13 protein-coding genes and 7 tRNA genes are annotated in these 14,698 nt (G+C 49.2%); 14 read left to right on the plus strand and 6 right to left on the minus strand.

Annotation, left to right across the window (positions count from 1 at the left end):
• Window positions 1-74 precede the first annotated feature (74 nt).
• Both aspA and D0S45_15540 read left to right on the plus strand, forming a co-directional pair.
• Window positions 75-1,493 carry an aspartate ammonia-lyase gene (aspA, locus tag D0S45_15535; GenBank protein ID TIH13206.1) on the plus strand — a complete coding sequence of 473 codons (1,419 nt, stop codon included), beginning with the start codon at window positions 75-77 and terminating at the stop codon, window positions 1,491-1,493.
• Window positions 1,494-1,565: 72 nt separating this feature from the next.
• The gene (locus tag D0S45_15540; protein ID TIH13207.1) at window positions 1,566-2,792 is read left to right on the plus strand and encodes a tryptophan/tyrosine permease; all 1,227 of its coding nucleotides are present in this window, start codon (window positions 1,566-1,568) and stop codon (window positions 2,790-2,792) included.
• 137 nt (window positions 2,793-2,929) lie between these two features.
• Here the strand turns inward: D0S45_15540 and D0S45_15545 are convergent, their stop codons facing one another.
• The 5 genes from D0S45_15545 to D0S45_15565 all read right to left on the minus strand — a co-directional run bounded on the left by D0S45_15545 (window position 2,930) and on the right by D0S45_15565 (window position 8,702).
• Window positions 2,930-3,928 (minus strand): hypothetical protein, encoded by a 999-nt coding sequence (locus D0S45_15545; protein ID TIH13208.1) that lies wholly within the window; start codon window positions 3,926-3,928, stop codon window positions 2,930-2,932.
• Between the two features lie 169 nt (window positions 3,929-4,097).
• Window positions 4,098-4,361: an RNA-binding protein gene (locus D0S45_15550; GenBank protein ID TIH13209.1), complete on the minus strand. Its 264-nt coding sequence runs from the start codon at window positions 4,359-4,361 to the stop codon at window positions 4,098-4,100.
• Window positions 4,362-4,615: 254 nt separating this feature from the next.
• Window positions 4,616-6,049, minus strand: coding sequence for a DEAD/DEAH box helicase (locus tag D0S45_15555; GenBank protein TIH13210.1), 1,434 nt, complete (start codon window positions 6,047-6,049; stop codon window positions 4,616-4,618).
• 303 nt (window positions 6,050-6,352) lie between these two features.
• The gene (locus D0S45_15560; GenBank protein TIH13211.1) at window positions 6,353-7,771 is read right to left on the minus strand and encodes an adenosylhomocysteinase; all 1,419 of its coding nucleotides are present in this window, start codon (window positions 7,769-7,771) and stop codon (window positions 6,353-6,355) included.
• 19 nt (window positions 7,772-7,790) lie between these two features.
• A complete protein-coding gene (locus D0S45_15565) occupies window positions 7,791-8,702 on the minus strand; it encodes a methyltransferase domain-containing protein (protein ID TIH13212.1) in 912 nt (303 codons plus the stop codon).
• A 251-nt stretch (window positions 8,703-8,953) separates the two neighbouring features.
• Here D0S45_15565 and D0S45_15570 point away from each other — a divergent pair, with 251 nt between their 5' ends.
• From D0S45_15570 to D0S45_15615, 10 genes are all read left to right on the plus strand, one after another.
• Window positions 8,954-9,457, plus strand: a complete 504-nt coding sequence (locus D0S45_15570) for a DUF721 domain-containing protein (protein ID TIH13213.1) — start codon at window positions 8,954-8,956, stop codon at window positions 9,455-9,457.
• A 37-nt stretch (window positions 9,458-9,494) separates the two neighbouring features.
• Window positions 9,495-9,842, plus strand: a complete 348-nt coding sequence (locus D0S45_15575) for a hypothetical protein (GenBank protein ID TIH13214.1) — start codon at window positions 9,495-9,497, stop codon at window positions 9,840-9,842.
• 85 nt (window positions 9,843-9,927) lie between these two features.
• A tRNA-Gln gene (locus D0S45_15580) sits at window positions 9,928-10,002 on the plus strand.
• 23 nt (window positions 10,003-10,025) lie between these two features.
• A tRNA-Glu gene (locus D0S45_15585) sits at window positions 10,026-10,103 on the plus strand.
• A gap of 101 nt (window positions 10,104-10,204) precedes the next feature.
• Window positions 10,205-10,282 (plus strand) — tRNA-Glu (locus tag D0S45_15590).
• A 175-nt stretch (window positions 10,283-10,457) separates the two neighbouring features.
• Window positions 10,458-11,351, plus strand: coding sequence for a class I SAM-dependent methyltransferase (locus D0S45_15595; GenBank protein TIH13215.1), 894 nt, complete (start codon window positions 10,458-10,460; stop codon window positions 11,349-11,351).
• Between the two features lie 88 nt (window positions 11,352-11,439).
• Window positions 11,440-11,514, plus strand: a tRNA-Gln gene (locus D0S45_15600).
• Between the two features lie 62 nt (window positions 11,515-11,576).
• Window positions 11,577-11,654, plus strand: a tRNA-Glu gene (locus D0S45_15605).
• 97 nt (window positions 11,655-11,751) lie between these two features.
• Window positions 11,752-11,829, plus strand: a tRNA-Glu gene (locus D0S45_15610).
• Between the two features lie 94 nt (window positions 11,830-11,923).
• A tRNA-Glu gene (locus D0S45_15615) sits at window positions 11,924-12,001 on the plus strand.
• Window positions 12,002-12,064: 63 nt separating this feature from the next.
• On the opposite strand, the gene D0S45_15620 is transcribed toward D0S45_15615, so the two are convergent.
• Window positions 12,065-12,478 carry a hypothetical protein gene (locus D0S45_15620; protein ID TIH13216.1) on the minus strand — a complete coding sequence of 138 codons (414 nt, stop codon included), beginning with the start codon at window positions 12,476-12,478 and terminating at the stop codon, window positions 12,065-12,067.
• Window positions 12,479-12,576: 98 nt separating this feature from the next.
• Here D0S45_15620 and D0S45_15625 point away from each other — a divergent pair, with 98 nt between their 5' ends.
• Both D0S45_15625 and D0S45_15630 read left to right on the plus strand, forming a co-directional pair.
• Entirely contained in the window at window positions 12,577-13,464 is an 888-nt protein-coding gene (locus D0S45_15625; GenBank protein TIH13217.1) for a LysR family transcriptional regulator, read from the plus strand.
• 78 nt (window positions 13,465-13,542) lie between these two features.
• Window positions 13,543-14,667: a Fic family protein gene (locus D0S45_15630; GenBank protein TIH13218.1), complete on the plus strand. Its 1,125-nt coding sequence runs from the start codon at window positions 13,543-13,545 to the stop codon at window positions 14,665-14,667.
• The last annotated feature ends 31 nt before the right edge of the window (window positions 14,668-14,698 follow it).

A 14,698-nucleotide genomic window follows, 5' to 3' on the forward strand; every position in this document is an offset into this window, starting at 1 on the left:
GTGCCGCCTTTTTTATTTCACGGTACTTTCTCCACCCCGTAAAACACCCACAATACAATTCTTTGGAGAAAGAAATGAAATTTCGTAATGAGCATGACTGCATAGGCCAAAAGGAAGTTCCCGAAGATGCCCTTTACGGGGCTCAAACCATGCGAGCTTCCGAGAACTTTCGCATCACCGGAATCCCCATCTCCCACTATCCGCACATAATCTACTCACTGGCTCAGATTAAAAAAGCCGCAGCCCTGACCAACCTTGATCTGGGCAAACTGGAAGACGACAAAGCCAAGGCCATTGCTTTTGCCTGTGACGAACTGCTCGCCGATAGACACCATGAACAGTTCGTAGTGGATATCATTCAGGGCGGAGCCGGTACCTCAACGAACATGAATGCCAATGAAGTCATCGCCAATATAGGCCTAGAAAAACTTGGCTTCAAGCGCGGTGAATACGACAACCTGCACCCCAATATTCACGTCAACATGGCCCAGTCCACCAATGACGTATACCCCACCTGTCTGCGGCTGACCCTAATCGCCAAAATGGACCAACTTATTGAGTCCATGGAATATTTGCAGAAAAGCTTCGCTGCAAAAGGCAAGGAGTTCTCCCATATCCTAAAAATGGGTCGCACCCAGCTTCAGGACGCAGTGCCCATGACTCTTGGACAGGAATTCACATCTTACGCGGTTATGGTCGGGGAAGATATTGAGCGCGTGCGCGAAGCAAAAGCCCTGATCTGCGAAATCAATATGGGCGGCACGGCCATCGGCACCGGACTGAACGCACCGCCCAAATACGCCCAGATGGTTACCGAAAAGCTTAAAGAAATTACCGGATTCGACCTTGAACTGGCCCCGGACCTTGTTGAAGCTACTCAGGACACCGGAGCCTATGTGCAGCTTTCCGGTGTACTTAAACGCGTAGCCGTAAAAATTTCTAAAATATGCAACGACCTGCGTTTGCTTTCTTCAGGACCGCGCTGCGGACTCAATGAAATCAACCTGCCACGCATGGCTCCGGGCTCTTCTATCATGCCCGGCAAGGTCAATCCGATCATCCCGGAAGTGGTCAACCAGATAGCTTTCACCGTTATCGGAAGTGACGTAACCGTAAGCATGGCTGCTGAGGGTGGACAGCTTGAACTGAACGTAATGGAACCGGTCATTGCTGCCAGCCTGCTTAATTCTCTGACCATCATGCGCCGGGGTTTCCGCACTCTGGCTGACCGCTGCATCTCCGGCATCACTGCCAATGAAGATGTCTGCCGGGGCTATGTGGAAAACAGCATCGGACTGGTCACTGCACTTAACCCCTACATCGGCTACGAGAATTCAACCGAGGTTGCCAACGAGGCCCTCAAGTCCGGACGCTCAGTCTATGACATCGTCATTGAGAAAGGCTATATGTCCAAAGAAGCACTTGATAAAGCCCTCTCACCCGAAGCCATGGTTCACACCCATCCGCTGAACCTTATTAAAACTGCTGAATAAAACCATTCTAAAGCCCGTACAGCTTCTGCTCTGCGGGCTTTTTTTCAAACATATTTGCATCAGGAGAAACGAATGACGCAGGAAAAATCAGCCTCCGCCCTGTCTATGATGTTCGTGATTGTGGGAAATATGCTCGGCGCGGGCATCCTCGCCCTGCCTGTTAATCTCTGTGCCGCAGGGTTCTACCCTTCCGTTGCCGCCACTCTGATTATGTGGGTACTCATGACCTACACCGCCCTGATCTACTCAGAACAGAAGAGCTTGACCACCAGCGAAGACGCCGATCTGCCAACATTTTTCCATCAGGAACTGGGAAACGCCGGTAAATGGGTAACCATCGTTGCCAACCTGATAATTCTTTACGGGGTGCTGGTGGCCTATCTCTGCGGCATTTCGGCCATTATCATGAGCCTGCAATCCACCCTGCCCAAGTCTGTGGTCATGATCCTTTATTTCGCGCTGGTTACCGGAATGACTGCCTTCGGCATGAAAATGATGAAGAAATGCACGCCCTACATGGTCACCATCATGTGGATAACCTTCGGCGCGCTCGTCTTTATGGTTGTTCCCGATGTTTCCGCACCGAATCTTGAAAAACTGGACTGGACTTATATTCCAGCAGGGCTGCCAGTGCTACTCATGGCTTTCCATTTCCACAACATCATTCCCAGTATCTGCCGTACCCTTGAGCATGACCGAAAAAAAATCCGAACTGCCATCATCGGAGGGACAACCATCGGCATGGTCATGAACATCACCTGGCTGGTGGTGGTACTCGGCGCACTTCCACTCTCCAACCCGGAAACCCACATCGACCTGATTACCGCCTTTGGCAATAACGATCCAGCCACCATCCCGCTGGAAAAGCTGCTGCAAACTCCGGTATTCACCTATGTAGCCTTGATCTTCGCCATTGTGGCCATGTCCACCGCCTTTATGGCTAACGGAACCGCCCTGCTAAGCTTCATGCGCGACCTCACCTCCAACAATTTCGGTATCAGCAACAAGACTGCGGTCTGGTGTTTGTCCTTTCTACCTCCGCTTCTGGTCGGCCTGCTTTATCCAGATATTTTCCTCATAGCTATTAATCTGGTAGGCGGAGTCGGAGAATGCATCATTTTCGGAATCCTGCCGGGATTCATTGTCTGGCGATATGCGCCCCAAGGCTCCATCCGCAAATATTCAGGCATGGTGTTAATTGTCTGCTTCGCCGCAGTACTGCTCATTGAGCTTGGGCAGGAATTCGGTCTGCTGCATCTCAGCCCGAATGTGGAATACTGGTCCCATCATACTAGGTAATGCCTCCGGCGGCCCTTCGGGGACCAAAGAAACTTTTTGAAAAAAGTTTCTCTGGACTCTTCAAAAACTTTTAATAAGCTTCGCTACATAAAATGAAAATCCGGGGGATGACTTAATATCATCCCCCGGATTTTTGCTTAAAACTCGGTCTTATTCTTGACCTTCCATTCCCCATATTCTTTCTTCAAGTGAAACAGAGAATTTTCCGTTATCTGATGCGATTGCATGTTGTAGATAACCGTGTAATCTCCTTTAACCCAAAGTTCCACTTGCGTGGGGGTCAGGGTGCGGATACTGAAGCGCAAACCCGAAGTTGAAACTATCGCCTGCTGATATTTATCGAGTACCTTGCGTTTTTGCAGCATGGCCCGGAAATTCTCAAAGGTGGAGCTTTCAAGCAAAAATTGATCCTGCGTAAACATACGCGGATACTCTTCATTGATGGTCACAAAATTTGTGTAGAACTTGTCAAAAAAGACTTTCATTTCATCAAGCACAGCCTGCTTCTTCTCAAGATCACTCATCTTTTCATAAAGGACTTTCTTTTCCTCCGTACTCATCTTACGGGGCTTGACCACCACAGCTTCGCCAACTGCGGAAGTATCAAACTTTCCTTTTTTGGAAGCGGAGGCAGCCGCAATCTCATCAGGGGTGATTCGGTGATACTCGATGAGCACCTCGGAAACCCCTGCCTGCTCAACATTTCCATGCTTGTATACAGAACGGATATTCAAACCGAGGCTGGTAGTGGGGAATTTACGGATTCTGGGATTCTGCTTTTTATCTGAATCCATGAGGGTAAACTCCTGCCGCTGCCCCCCCGAAAATGAAATAGCAACATCTTTAACCCGGTTAACCTTACCATGTTCCAGCCCGGCATCAATCCCGTTCACAATGTAAACAGAATCCACAATAACCTGTGCCGGAAAGAAAAACTGAACCCACTCCCCGGCCCCGCTGCCCTCACTGTTCTCTATCCACCCGGTAGTACTGTTTCCGTCAGCAAGATACTTACCGTTGAAGACTGTTTCGCCTTGTATGGGCACAAAGGATGATGTGCGCACATGGAAAGGCTGAGCATAAGCCATGGAAGGAATACACAAAAGACAGACACATATGATGATCTTGCGCAACATATAAAAACTCCGAAGATGATAGTCAGGTGAGAAATATTATTCGCAGAAACCGGGAAAATTATAACGAAATGAAGATCAGCTAAAAATACAAAAAAGCCCGCCTTTCAACTGAAAAACGGGCTTAGGAGCAATTGCTTGCTCAAAAAAAGACAGTCAAACTATATATTGACTACCAGCGGGGGCGTGGTGCGCGGGGCTTCGCTTCGTTAACCTTGAGGTTACGACCGCCGAAGTCTTTACCATCCAGATTGTCGATAGCTTCCATTGCGCCAGCGTCTTCCATTTCAACAAAACCGAAACCACGAGGACGACCGGTTTCTCTGTCTTCGATGAGTTTAACAGATACAACTTCACCGAAAGCTTCGAAAGCAGCGCGGATTTCGTCTTCAGTTGCAGACCAGGGCAGGTTACCGACATAGATGTTCTTGGACATTAAAAATTCTCCTAAAAAAATGTAAAAAACTTTCACGCAGGTGCGTCAGGTATAAATAAAAGGGCAGCGTACAAGATGCGTACACTGCTCCTTGATATACCTGTTCAAACTAAAACCAACGTCCTTCAAAGAGGCCGTTGGAAACTAAAAACAGTGTTTGACTACTTCCATGCAAAAGTCAAGAAAAATATTTCAAAAATAAAATGTTTTTTTGAAAAAGCATTACACGTCTGTAGTTAAATCAAAAATTATACTTAAGAACTCCGCACGTTACGGCGTCTTCTTCTTGGAGGACGGCCCGGCTTGCGCTGTCCGCTATCTTCACTACTTGTTGAAGATTTTCCATACTTTCGTTTTTGCGAACTACGCGAACTGCGCCCGCCACCACCTGCACCGGCTCCTTTCTCAGAACTTCTTTCAGAACCTCTTTCCGAGCTTCTTTCAGAACTCCTTTCAGAACGTCTTCCAGGTCCTCTTTCGGACCGTTTTGCGCCCCCTCTACCGGAGTTGCCGCCGGCCCTGCGAGGAGCGCCTCTCTTCTGATCCGCATGGGTGTTAGGCTTATCGTAATCAAAATCTTCCAGTTCGCGGTGCTCAATAGAGTAGCCCACAGCCTTTTCAATTTCGCGCATAAGTCGCAGGTCATCACGAGTAACGAATGAAAATGCGCTGCCGCTACGGCCAGCACGGCCGGTCCTGCCGATGCGGTGAGTGTAGGTCTCTGCGGTATCGGGGACATCAAGGTTAATCACGTGGGAGATGCGATCGCAGTCAATTCCGCGCGCTGCAATATCTGTTGCAACCATAACCTTGAAGGTTCCGTCACGAAATCCGTCCAGAGAACGCTGACGCTGATTCTGGCTCATATTACCTTGCAAAAAGGTAGCCTTATGTCCGCGCGCCGCAAGCCTGCGAGCCAAATTCTTGGCCTTGTGCTTGGTACGGGTAAAAACAAGCATGCTCTCGTATTTAGTCTGCTCAAGAACTCTGAACAACAGGTTGTTCTTCAAGTGCTGGCTGACCGGATAAAAAACATGCTCCACGGTCTTGGCCGGGGCGGTATTCGCCACCTGCACGGTTACCGGATTATAAAGAATCTTGTCCGCCAGTTCACGGATATCGTGGGGCATGGTTGCGGAAAAAAGAAGGTTCTGGCGGCGCTTAGGCAGACGAGACATTATCTTGCGGATGTCCGGCAAAAAACCCATGTCCAGCATGCGGTCTGCCTCATCCAGCACAAGGGTGTCCAGCTTGTCCAGCTTGATCACGCCCTGATTCAGCAGGTCCAGCAGTCTGCCGGGACAGGCGACTACAACGGATGAACGGCGGGCAGCCTGAATCTGGGGCATGGCTCCCACTCCGCCGAAAACAGCGGCACTGCGGATTCCTGCCTCAACGCCCAGCTCCATAAAATTTTCATGAATCTGCAAAGCAAGTTCACGGGTCGGCGCAAGCACCAGCACACGCACAGGTCCCTGACCGGAGAATTTATTCTCCAGCAGACGCTGCATGATGGGCAGGGCAAAAGCGGCAGTTTTACCGGTTCCGGTCTGGGCAAGGCCCATTACATCGCGCCCCTTGATAACTTCGGGAATGGCTTTTACCTGAATGGGGGTCGGCGTTTCATAGCCGCAAGCATTGATTCCGGCCATGATGCGCCGGTCAAAAGAAAATTGTTTAAAACTCACAAATATATCCGTGGTGATAGGACTGTATCTGACGGCTGCGCGTGACGGCAACCGTGCTGCGGAAATTATTCCGAATACTTAATAATCTCTGGAACGTAGAGGATAAGGGCTCCGAAAAATGGAGCGAAAATTCCGATTTAAGGAATGCGATCTTTATATGCGTCCAGTCACGCCGAGGTGGGAGTTAGTGACTTATTATGGGGTAAATGTAAAGGAGAAATGTATTAAATAAAAAAATTCCGCAGCACCAAAGCACTGCGGAATCTTATATTCAAATCAACATCCCCTAGGGGACATTAAATCTTAGTAACGGTAGTGATCAGGCTTGTAAGGACCTTCAACATCAACGTTGATGTAACCGGCCTGCTCTTCAGTAAGAACTTCAAGCTCTACACCGAGACGCTCGAGGTGGAGTCTTGCAACTTCTTCGTCGAGTTTCTTGGAGAGGATCATTACTTTGGGTTCGTACTCGTTTTTAGCGAGGTCGATCTGTGCAAGAGCCTGGTTGGTGAAGCTGTTGGACATTACAAAGCTGGGGTGTCCGGTAGCGCAACCGAGGTTTACAAGGCGGCCTTCAGCAAGAACGATGACGGACTTGCCGGATTCCATAACCCATTTATCAACCTGAGGCTTGATTTCGATCTTCTTGGCAGTCTTGCTGTCTTCGAGATAGCCCATTTCGATTTCGTTATCAAAGTGACCGATGTTGCAGATAATTGCTTCATCTTTCATTTTGGAAATGTGCTCGCCGGTTACAACGTGGTAGTTACCGGTGCAGGTAACGAAAACATCACCGCGCTCAACTGCTTTAGCCATGGGGCATACTTCGAAGCCTTCCATTGCTGCCTGAAGCGCGCAGATGGGGTCAACTTCAGTAACCAAAACGCGTGCACCAAAGCCGCGCATGGACTGAGCACAACCCTTACCAACATCACCGTAACCGACAACAACAACGACTTTACCGGCGATCATTACGTCAGTAGCGCGTTTGATGCCGTCAGCGAGGGACTCGCGGCAACCATAAAGGTTGTCGAACTTGGACTTGGTAACGGAATCGTTAACGTTGATTGCGGGGAAGAGCAGTTCGCCTGCTTCCTGCATCTGGTAAAGACGGTGTACACCAGTGGTGGTTTCTTCGGAAACACCGCGAATCTGCTTAGCAATAGCAGTCCATTTGCCGGGATTCTCGGCAACGGAAAGCTTCAGACGATCCAGAACGCACTGGAATTCCTTGTTGTCGGTCTTCTCATCAAGGATGGAAGCGTCAGCTTCTGCTTTTACACCGTGGTGAATGAGCAGAGTGGCGTCGCCGCCGTCATCAACGATGAGGTCAGGACCGGAACCGTCAGGCCAGGTAAGAGCCTGCTCGGTGCACCACCAGTATTCTTCGAGGGTTTCACCCTTCCATGCGAATACTTTTGCAGTACCGTTAGCTGCAATGGCTGCGGCTGCGTGGTCCTGAGTGGAAAAAATGTTGCAGGAAGCCCAGCGAATGTCAGCACCGAGAGCGTACAGTGTCTCGATGAGCATTGCGGTCTGAATGGTCATGTGCAGGGAACCCATGACTTTGAGGCCCTTGAGGGGCTTCTCTTTACCGTATTTTTCACGGATAGACATGAGACCGGGCATTTCGCGCTCGGAAAGCTGCATTTCTTTGTTACCCCAGTCAGCGAGGGAAATGTCAGCAACTTTGTAATCAAGCTTAGAATCTACTTTAAGCATTGTATCCTCCAAAATTTAACTATTTTTTCTCTGATATATAAACAAGGACTGTAAGTCCTTCATTTACGGGAAAACGACGGATATTGACGGATTCAAGACCTGCATCCTTCACCCAACCGCCAAGCTCGTCTTCTGTAAAACCGAGCCTGCGGTCACCGAATTCACTGCGCATACGCTCGTTTGAGTGTGACAGAAAATCGGCAATAACCAACTTCCCACCACTTGAAAGAGTTCGCGCAGCCTCTGCAACAGCTTTATCCGGGCGTGGCAAATGATGCAGAACCATGGAAATAAAAGTCAGGTCAGCTTCCCAATCGCGCAGGGGTAAATGGGTAAGCTCGCCAATACGCAGGCTCACGTCGGGATGATTACCAAGACGTTTTTCAGCCAGTTCCAGCATCTTGGGCGAACTGTCCACTCCGATAACTGTGTCACATTTCGCAAGCAAGCTTTCCAGCAAAGAGCCGTTACCGCAACCGAGATCAACTCCAACCGAACAACGATCTACCAGATGAAGCAGCTCGCTATCAATATTGAACTCGCCGAACACATCGCGCTGTAAACGCTCCCAGTCCTCAGCAATTTCATCAAAAAATTTGCGGGTCTCAAGGTTGCGCTCGGCCAACACCTTGGCTACCCGGTGACGGTCTTCTTCCACTTCGGGTTCGTTTTCAATGAGCCAGCTGACGGATTCCGCAAAGCGATTGCCCTTGCCAGAACGGGCCAGACGGTAGAAATTCCAAAGCCCTTCCCTTCTGGATTCCAGAAGGCCGCTCTCGTGCATAATTTTCAAATGGCGGGAAACACGGGGCTGGGACATACCCAGAACCTGCACAACCTCACCTACATTGAGCTCGTTGTCCCGAAGCATGGCCAGAAGTCTGATTCTGATCTCATCGGACAAAGCTTTACTGAATTTCAAAATTTCCATCAAAAACCCCATCGGCAAAACATAACGACATCTTTATATAACGAAATCTCAATTTGCACTACCCGCAGTATCAGCAAGCGTCAAGCAATAAAAGAATATGATTTGATTAAATCCATCAGACTGTCCAGAATTTGCCAGATGCAAGAAATATAAAGAATGGTGTCTTATGTCCTCCTGAAAGCTTTTGCCAAGATAAGATTTAATGTATAAAGAACCTTCACCAAAGAAACATTACGAGTATATCATATAATATGGCAGCAAAGAAAAAATATAACGGTCCCCGCAAGCGGGTATTCCACCCCCGGCAACGCCAGACTAGGCACATGGGTGAAGCCATGGGTGACTATGTCTCGAATCTGGATGGGGAATACAAGCTTATGATTCCAAGACTTTGGAAGGCATGGCCTGAACTCATGGGCGAGCTTGCCGAATTCGCCAAACCGCTGGGCCACCGCAAACGGACCCTGATCCTCGCATCCGAGGATTCCGTTGCCGCGCAAGAGCTGTCATATTTCGCTCCAGAGATTCTTGAACGAATAAATTCATTTTTTGGTAAAGAAGTCTTTGACAAGGTGCTGTTCGAACTGCTAAACGGCAGGGTTCCATTGGACGGGTACGAATTAAACCGTACTGAGTTCAAGGACGCAAAGATCAAAAAGCCCGGCAAATTAGGCGGGATGAAAGACAAATTTGATCCAGAATCGGCGGTCGGAAGATGTTATTTAAAATACGTCCGCCTTTTTGAAAAATCATAATATTTCAGGGCACAAAGCCCACCTTAAGGAGGATAACATGAGTGAAGAAACACCCACCCTCGAGAGTCTTGAACTGAAAAAGCCCCTCGACAAAATGACCACCAAGGACCTGCGTCAGCTCTGCATCGACAAAATGCCCCTGATCGCTGGTGCTTCCGGTATGGACAAAGAGACCATCATCTCCAACATCAAGGAATACCTTGGAATTGAAGACGAAGAAGGCGCAGTCTCTCCTTACAAAGATCAGATTATCTCTATCAAAAGAAAGATGAGAGAAATGCGTATCGAGAAAAAAGCTGTTGATGGTCGCGAAAAGCGCAGCCAGCTTCGTCGCAGAATCAACAGAATGAAAAAGCAGACTCGCGCGCTTGCTAGAGCTCTGTAATAATTTTATTTTCGGAACATTCCAAGTATTCCGAAAATAGTTGTTGACAAGAAGAGTCATTCCAAATAAACACTCTTCTCGTTGCTGGGACATCGTTCAATCGGCAGGACGACGGGTTCTGGTTCCGTTAATCAAGGTTCGAGTCCTTGTGTCCCAGCCAACAACAACATATTTTTGAGATGCGTCCCCATCGTCTAGCCTGGCCCAGGACACCGGCCTTTCACGCCGGCGACGGGGGTTCAAATCCCCCTGGGGACGCCAACTCAAATTAAGACTTGAACTGCCAGAACAAGTCTGACCCAAAAATCCGGCTTCACACTTTGATTTTAGGCCAACGTGAAGCAGGTACATATTCAAGATGCGTCCCCATCGTCTAGCCTGGCCCAGGACACCGGCCTTTCACGCCGGCGACGGGGGTTCAAATCCCCCTGGGGACGCCACGAAATTTCTAAGCCCGATTCGCAAGAATCGGGCTTTTTCGTATTTGAAGCCTAAAAAGAAACCTTGCTTCCAATCTCTTCCCACTACCCTTACCAATGAATTACCTCAAAGTTGACAGCGCAAATTTGTTCATGCAATTCATGAAAATCACCCCTCACTTCTACTGGGCAAAATATGAGCAAAGAACAAATCCATAAAGCTATCGGCCAGCACTGGGACGAAAGACGGGCAAATTCTAATCCTCTTCGTGATCGATGGTGGAAATCTGAAAAAATCATTTCCCACATCAACAGCATTATTTGCGGCCCCCCCTTGGCCGGGGTAAGCCAAGGCCCCATGTCTCTACTTAAAGAAATGCTCCAAGGTAGATCGTTTGGAGAAGCCCTTTCAATAGGCTGTGGTGGAGCGCATAAAGAGCTTGAGTTTGTGAAGCAAGGGTTGGTTGATCATTTCTATCTCTACGAACTGAGCAAAAAGAATTGCGAGCTTGCCAAGCAGAGATTTGAAAGCGCTGGCTTTGGCGAGCGAGTCACCATCATCAATAAAGATTTTTTTGAAACACAGCCAAGAGAATTCGACCTTATCCACTGGGATAATTCCCTGCACCACATGTTCAATGCCCGCGATGCCATTGCACGGACATACGACTGCCTGCGTCCGGGCGGTGTATTCTACATGAATGACTTTGTGGGAAGTTCACGGTTCCAATGGTCGGATGCGGAATTGGAGCAGATCAACTTTTTCAGAAAAAATCTCCCCGATGAAATTTTCATCAACCCGCTGGGAGGAAAATTCCCACGCAGAGTTGAAAGACCTTCCCTAAAACAAATGATCGCCGCCGACCCGTCTGAAGCTGCCGACTCAGCTTCAATCATCCCCGCGCTGGAAGAACTGCTTCCAGACCCCAAAATTATCCCCACAGGCGGAACCATTTATCACACCGCACTGAACGATATACTGGTTAACATTGATGAGGATTCCCCGCTGCTTACCCAAGCTTTAAAGATCGACAAAGCGATTACTAAGAGGGGATTTTTTCAGTATGCGGTTTGTTTGGCGGGGAAGTAATCAACCTTCCCCTCTTCACTTTTTTCAAAAAAGATTTACTTTCTAGTTGACAGTAATCTTAATTCTACATAAAAGGTTCTCTCGCTGCTGGGACATCGTTCAATCGGCAGGACGACGGGTTCTGGTTCCGTTAATCAAGGTTCGAGTCCTTGTGTCCCAGCCAGCAAAAATTTTACCCGCTTCAAAAGTATCAGGCTACTGAAGCGGGTCTTTATATACAGATGCGTCCCCATCGTCTAGCCTGGCCCAGGACACCGGCCTTTCACGCCGGCGACGGGGGTTCAAATCCCCCTGGGGACGCCATCAGTAAAAACGACCAACCAGCCAGACTGGTCGTCCCATAAAATCCAGCTTCGTAAAAGTGATTCAGGCCACTGAAGCAGGTACATATTTTAGATGCGTCCCCATCGTCTAGCCTGGCCCAGGACACCGGCCTTTCACGCCGGCGACGGGGGTTCAAATCCCCCTGGGGACGCCATCTAGTAAAAACGACTTGCCAGCCAAGTCTTTATATAAAACCGGCTTCGTAAAAAGTGATTCAGGCCACTGAAGCAGGTGCATATTTAAAATGCGTCCCCATCGTCTAGCCTGGCCCAGGACACCGGCCTTTCACGCCGGCGACGGGGGTTCAAATCCCCCTGGGGACGCCACTTTTCAAAAAAAAGGATTGAATCGAAAGATTCAATCCTTTTTTGCTTTCCAGCCCGGACAGCCTAATTAATCCCCACGACAACTCCGTTACGCTGGACAAACTTCACCTCCCCGTCCCGGTCAACATAAATCGTTTCCGGGACCACACTGAGTTTCCTGACAGCCACAATCCTGCCATCAGGACCGACCTTGATTATCCGCTGCTGCGATCTGGACAGCACATAGAGTGAATCATCAGGACACAAGGCCAAGCCGCTAATATACCCGAATCCGTCCGCGAAACGAACCCACTCTCCATCACCGTAGACAACATAAACGATGCCCTCCTCCTGTTTGGCGATGTAGTGACTGCGCTTACCTTCCGCCACCAGCATCCCGGCTGAAGAAGGTTCCGCCATCAAGACCAAAACAAACAGTACAAACATTGCCGCAACAGCACTCCGACGAGTAAAACCTGAAAAATACAATCCGTACATTTTGAGTACCTCCAACTTGTGTTTGATTTAAGTTACGACAAGGTATAATACGAATCCAATACCATTTAACCTCGTTTTAATATCAAAAAGGTATCATCATGCGTATGCGCCAACTTCGCTATTTTAAAGCTGTTGCCGAGGAGCTTCATTTCGGAAAGGCTGCGGAAAAATTGCATATCCAACAGCCGCCACTCAGCAGGCAGATCCAGAACATAGAAGAAGAACTGGGAGTGATCCTCTTCAAGCGCACAAACCGCAAAGTGGAACTAACCGAAGAAGGCTGCTACTTCCTTCAGGAAGCCAAAGAGATGCTGGCGATCATGGACCGCTCCAAAACAACTCTGCAAGCCATGGGAGACGGAACAGCGGGCAAGCTCAAGATAAGCTTCATCTATCTGGCCCTGTCCTCGGCATTCCCGGAAATCATGAGGGATTTCATCAAGGATTACCCGGATGTAGATGTCAGCCTTCATGATGAGAACACCTATTTTCAGGTCAATGCGGTAAAAGAAGGAACGCGTCACGTGGGCTTTGTGACCATGAAGCTGGTCGACCTGCACGGGCTTGAAAGCATGATCGTGCACAGGTCCACCTCATGCGCGGCAATCCCCGCAAGCCACCCTCTCGCCCAGAAGGACGTTCTAAGCCTCAAAGACCTCGCACAGCTGCCCTACATATGCAGCACGGACTCATACTGCCGCATGCGCGTAAAAGAGATGCAGCGCATGTTCAGCGAGACAGGGCTGGAGCTTAAAATAGGCATGCAATACGAACGCAAGCACACCGGAAACGTCTTCGTAGCCGCCGGGCTGGGTTGGACGGTCCTCAACAGCGATTCCGCCGGAACCATCCCGGACGGCATCGCCCTAAAACCGCTTGAAATTGAGCTGCATCCCTTCGAGATAGGCATGGTCTGGAATCCAGAGCGCATGACCCCGCTGGTGCGGAATTTTATTGAGTTTTATAAGGGGCGGGTTGGGGAGTGAGGTTTTTGCTTGCCTTTGATCAGATTATCTTCCATATTCTAATCACGTTTTGATTAGAATAACCCGGATATTCACCTCATGACAAAATACATATGGCAATCGCCACACTGGCCCGAGCTTAAATTTGATGCCCAAGTCCTGCTCCCCCGCCTCAGTATTTGCAGGCGCAAGCAGGGTGAACTGCTCAGCAGAATCAGTACGCTTGATGAAAACTTCATCATTGAAGCGGAAGCCTCCCTGCTGGAATCAGAAGTAATACGCACCAGCGAAATTGAAGGGCTGAAACTCGACCCGCAATCGGTACGTTCGTCAGTTGCCCGCAAGCTGGGACTCGAAGACGCAGGCATACCCAAGGTCGGACGTTACGAAGACAATCTGGTGGAAATTCTTCTGGATGCCACGCAGGTTCATACAGGTAAACTCAGCAATGAACGTCTCTTCGCATGGCACGCAGCCCTGTTCCCTTCGGGATATTCAGGAATCACCCCCATCACTACCGGGGCATGGAGATCAGACAAAGACGGAACAATGCAAGTCATTTCCGGCAGACCGGGCAAGCAGAAAGTCCACTACGAAGCACCTCCGGCTGAAAGGCTCGAAAAGGAGATGTCCGCCTTCATGGACTGGTTCAATACCCCCGGAGATCAAGACGGCATCATCCGCGCGGCAATTGCCCATTTCCGCTTTGTGACCATCCACCCTTTTGATGATGGCAATGGCAGGCTAGCCAGAATAATCACCGACCAAGCCATGGCGCAGGATGAAAAAACATCAAGGCGCGCCTACTCACTCTCAGCCCAGATAGCCGGTAACCGCAAAGGGTATTACACAATCCTTGAGCAGACCCAGAAAGGAGATGGAGATATCACCCCATGGCTGCTCTGGTTCATAGACATGCTCGAAAAAGCAATCCTCAATTCGCAGACCATCATCGCCCATACTTTAACGAAGGCCGATTTCTGGAAAAAACACGCCACCACCCAGCTGAATGAGCGCCAACGCAAAGTAATCAATAAGCTCCTAGATGCCGGACCGGACGGATTTGTTGGTGGACTTTCCAACAAGAATTACGTCAGCATCGCCAAGTGCGGACCTGCTACAGCAACTCGCGACTTGAAATATCTTGTTGATGTGGGGGTGTTGGTTAAGAGCAATAGTGGGGGTAGGAGTACGCGGTATGGGGTGGTGTGGAATGACTTGTAAAATTACAATTTAGCATAACATAATAAAGGAA

The organism is Marinifilum sp. JC120, from assembly GCA_004923195.1.
Taxonomy (GTDB): Bacteria; Desulfobacterota; Desulfovibrionia; order Desulfovibrionales; family Desulfovibrionaceae; genus Maridesulfovibrio.

What these genes read in the sequence shown, in the direction of transcription:
- D0S45_15565 (TIH13212.1), bottom strand. Translation starts at nt 8,702, where the DNA reads ATGGAAATTTTGAAATTCAGTAAAGCTTTGTCCGATGAGATCAGAATC.
- D0S45_15630 (TIH13218.1), top strand. Translation starts at nt 13,543, where the DNA reads ATGACAAAATACATATGGCAATCGCCACACTGGCCCGAGCTTAAATTT.
- D0S45_15570 (TIH13213.1), top strand. Translation starts at nt 8,954, where the DNA reads ATGGCAGCAAAGAAAAAATATAACGGTCCCCGCAAGCGGGTATTCCAC.
- D0S45_15545 (TIH13208.1), bottom strand. Translation starts at nt 3,928, where the DNA reads ATGTTGCGCAAGATCATCATATGTGTCTGTCTTTTGTGTATTCCTTCC.
- D0S45_15595 (TIH13215.1), top strand. Translation starts at nt 10,458, where the DNA reads ATGAGCAAAGAACAAATCCATAAAGCTATCGGCCAGCACTGGGACGAA.
- D0S45_15625 (TIH13217.1), top strand. Translation starts at nt 12,577, where the DNA reads ATGCGTATGCGCCAACTTCGCTATTTTAAAGCTGTTGCCGAGGAGCTT.
- D0S45_15550 (TIH13209.1), bottom strand. Translation starts at nt 4,361, where the DNA reads ATGTCCAAGAACATCTATGTCGGTAACCTGCCCTGGTCTGCAACTGAA.
- aspA (TIH13206.1), top strand. Translation starts at nt 75, where the DNA reads ATGAAATTTCGTAATGAGCATGACTGCATAGGCCAAAAGGAAGTTCCC.
- D0S45_15575 (TIH13214.1), top strand. Translation starts at nt 9,495, where the DNA reads ATGAGTGAAGAAACACCCACCCTCGAGAGTCTTGAACTGAAAAAGCCC.
- D0S45_15620 (TIH13216.1), bottom strand. Translation starts at nt 12,478, where the DNA reads ATGTACGGATTGTATTTTTCAGGTTTTACTCGTCGGAGTGCTGTTGCG.
- D0S45_15540 (TIH13207.1), top strand. Translation starts at nt 1,566, where the DNA reads ATGACGCAGGAAAAATCAGCCTCCGCCCTGTCTATGATGTTCGTGATT.
- D0S45_15560 (TIH13211.1), bottom strand. Translation starts at nt 7,771, where the DNA reads ATGCTTAAAGTAGATTCTAAGCTTGATTACAAAGTTGCTGACATTTCC.